Raw genomic sequence first — 2582 nt, forward strand, 5'->3', positions numbered from 1 at the left:
CCGGCAAAATCGGACAGGTGCTGCACGTAGCCGGCATCGCCACTGCGCACGGCGATTTCGTCGCCGTCGATACGCACCGTCAGTTCCTGGCCGCAAAACGGGTGCCTGAGCGCCTTGCGCACGGAACGCAACACCAGCAGCGGCCGGGACAGCACACCGAAAAAGCCGGTCGCCAGCAGCAGCCCGGCAATGTACGGGTTGTGATAAAACCCGCCAAAGCCCATGCTGCCGATGACAATACAGCAACCGCCCCAGAGCGCGCGCCACTTCAGGTTGCGGTCGCGGCGGTAATGGGCCTCAAAAAACTCCCGCCACAAATCCTCGCTCAGCTCGAATGTTGCCAGTATCGGTTTGGACATGGGCTTATGGTGCCAGAAAAGGGCCGAATGAGAAAGGGAGGATAGCCAGGGCGGCAGGCTCTGACCATGAAAGAACAGCGGACTTTCTCATTTCGAAGGCCTCATGTTATTTTACCGATGACATCAGGAATCACACCCGCAACCACAGCAGGGGCACACACATGGACCTCGACCTTTCCAGCCTGAAAAAAGCCGTGACGTCTCTGGAAAACGTTTTGAAAGAGACTGGCAACGATCAGTTCATGAACGGCCTGACCGACGTGCAGAAAAACGCCATGATTGCCGGCGCCATCCAGAACTTTGAATTCACCTATGAGCTGTGCTGGAAATTCATCAAACGCTGGCTGGAGATCAACCTTTCTTCCACCGAAGTCGAAGGGGTGACCCGTCGTCATCTGTTTCGCCTGGCGACGGAAGTGAAGCTGATTGACGATGTCGAAACCTGGATGGTGTTTCACCGGGCCCGCAACCAGACATCTCACGTCTACGACGAAACAGTCGCACAGGACGTCTACGAAACCGCGGTCGAATTTCTCCCTGCAGCCCAGAAGCTGCTGGCGGCGCTGGAAGCCAAAAATGCCTGACCTGCCCGAAAACTGGCTGAAAAAGGTACAAAAGATTCTACAGAGACACGTCCCCGGTTACGAAGTCCGCGCCTTCGGCTCACGGGTCACGGGCAAAGCACGGCCGCACTCCGACCTTGACCTGGTCGTCATGACCGACCAGCCCCTGGAGAGAAAACTCTATTACCGCCTGCAGGATGCCTTTGAAGAGTCCGACCTGCCGATCCGCGTCGACCTGCTCGACTGGCAGCGCATCTCCCCGGAATTCCGCCGCCACATCGAAGCGCACTGTGAGGTGGTACAGGCAGCCGGTGACTCCCATAACAACCAGGGGAACTCATCGGCCCCATAAGCCCCCCCCCGCACCGCCCTTGCCTTTAACGCACCGCGCACAGGCCGAAGGCCGTCCTCGCCGCGCGCCACGTTGCCACTCCGCCAACCTGGCGGGCCGGCAGTGTCCACGGGTGACATTTTAACCACCGAAGTTTTATAACAAAATCGTCTGCAAAAATGGGATCGCAAGCAATTAGTAGATGTGCCGACTGGCTTCCTCACGAATCCAGCCGCCAACTCATTTTTTAATCGCAGCTATATCCTGCCTGTACAGCATAATTAACCAAAACATCCAAAAGATCTTCAATACCAGAAACAGCCATTCCATCTACTACATTTTTCTTCACCCAATCTTTTATATAGGAATTGATACCATTTCTATCCGGGGCATGAATAGACCATGGCAGATTTTTGTATTTTCTAATAAATATTGGAATCAATTTAAGTTCGTTACCAGAAAAAACAAACAAGTTTACTTCCTTCACATTTTCTAAAGGATATATCTTCACAATTGTTTTACTTTTATCAACTCTACAACCTAATACTCTCCCGCCTTCGACAACAAAATTATCCAAGTTATACTCACCAGCAGGCAGCATTATTTCAACCACTGAAGACTTTCCTGATGTTAAAAGAAATGGATTTTGATACCAATACTGCTTTTTTTTATCGCAGATAGCATTTAACAACTTTAAAAAGCTTTCATCTTTAAATACGTACCCATCAAGAGGTTTATCTGTAGACCCTAGTTGTACTAACTCTCTCTCTGAGTTGCCATTTCCCTCGTCAACAAATTTCTTTTTGAATTTTTTATCGACTTTCGGCTCTTGATCTTCCACATAGCGCGAGTCGCGCTGCCCTTCTTTTTCCGCCTCAAACGGATATTCACCCTCTACCTCTTTAGAAGCAGAATCAGAGTTAGCCGATTCTGATTCCTTTTGAATTGAGCCCTCCTCTTCCCTGCTCGTAATCCCTGTACCAATTTGGACTACCAGAGGCTCTTGTGAGTCAATGACCTCTTTTTCTTTATTTCCGCCATTTTGAACCTGGTTGCTCACATCTGGATTAACAAACCGCAAAGCAATCATGCGTGTCTTTCCATCAATATCTGCCATGCGCACTGTTCCCGAACGGATAAAAGCACCAAGTGGGTTCAGCTTCGTGCCCCTAAGAGTTAAAAGGGTTCCGCTACCATTTACTCCTTCGGGATGTATTATTCCAACGCGCGCCCGGCCTTTTTGTCCAAAATTGGAAGAAACAAGCCCCCCGTGTACAAACCCTCCCAAATCTACACCCGTAACTTTGAATGAATCAGGATCATAGGTCA

4 protein-coding genes are annotated in these 2582 nt (G+C 50.3%); 2 read left to right on the forward strand and 2 right to left on the reverse strand.

Annotated features, from left to right (window positions below):
- Nucleotides 1-359, reverse strand: a 359-nt coding sequence (locus D6694_08905; protein ID RMH41418.1) for a hypothetical protein, incomplete at its 3' end; no start/stop codon positions are given.
- 161 nt (nucleotides 360-520) lie between these two features.
- Between D6694_08905 and D6694_08910 the strand changes: the two genes are divergently transcribed.
- Nucleotides 521-943 carry a nucleotidyltransferase gene (locus D6694_08910; protein ID RMH41419.1) on the forward strand — a complete coding sequence of 141 codons (423 nt, stop codon included), beginning with the start codon at nucleotides 521-523 and terminating at the stop codon, nucleotides 941-943.
- On the forward strand, nucleotides 936-1274 hold the full coding sequence (locus D6694_08915) for a nucleotidyltransferase domain-containing protein (protein RMH41420.1): 339 nt from the start codon (nucleotides 936-938) through the stop codon (nucleotides 1272-1274). Before D6694_08910 ends, D6694_08915 begins: the two co-directional genes overlap by 8 nt.
- Before the next feature lie 226 nt (nucleotides 1275-1500).
- On the opposite strand, the gene D6694_08920 is transcribed toward D6694_08915, so the two are convergent.
- Nucleotides 1501-2370 carry a hypothetical protein gene (locus tag D6694_08920; GenBank protein RMH41421.1) on the reverse strand — a complete coding sequence of 290 codons (870 nt, stop codon included), beginning with the start codon at nucleotides 2368-2370 and terminating at the stop codon, nucleotides 1501-1503.
- Between the last annotated feature and the right edge of the window lie 212 nt (nucleotides 2371-2582).

It is taken from the genome of Gammaproteobacteria bacterium (genome assembly GCA_003696665.1).
GTDB lineage: Bacteria > Pseudomonadota > Gammaproteobacteria > Enterobacterales.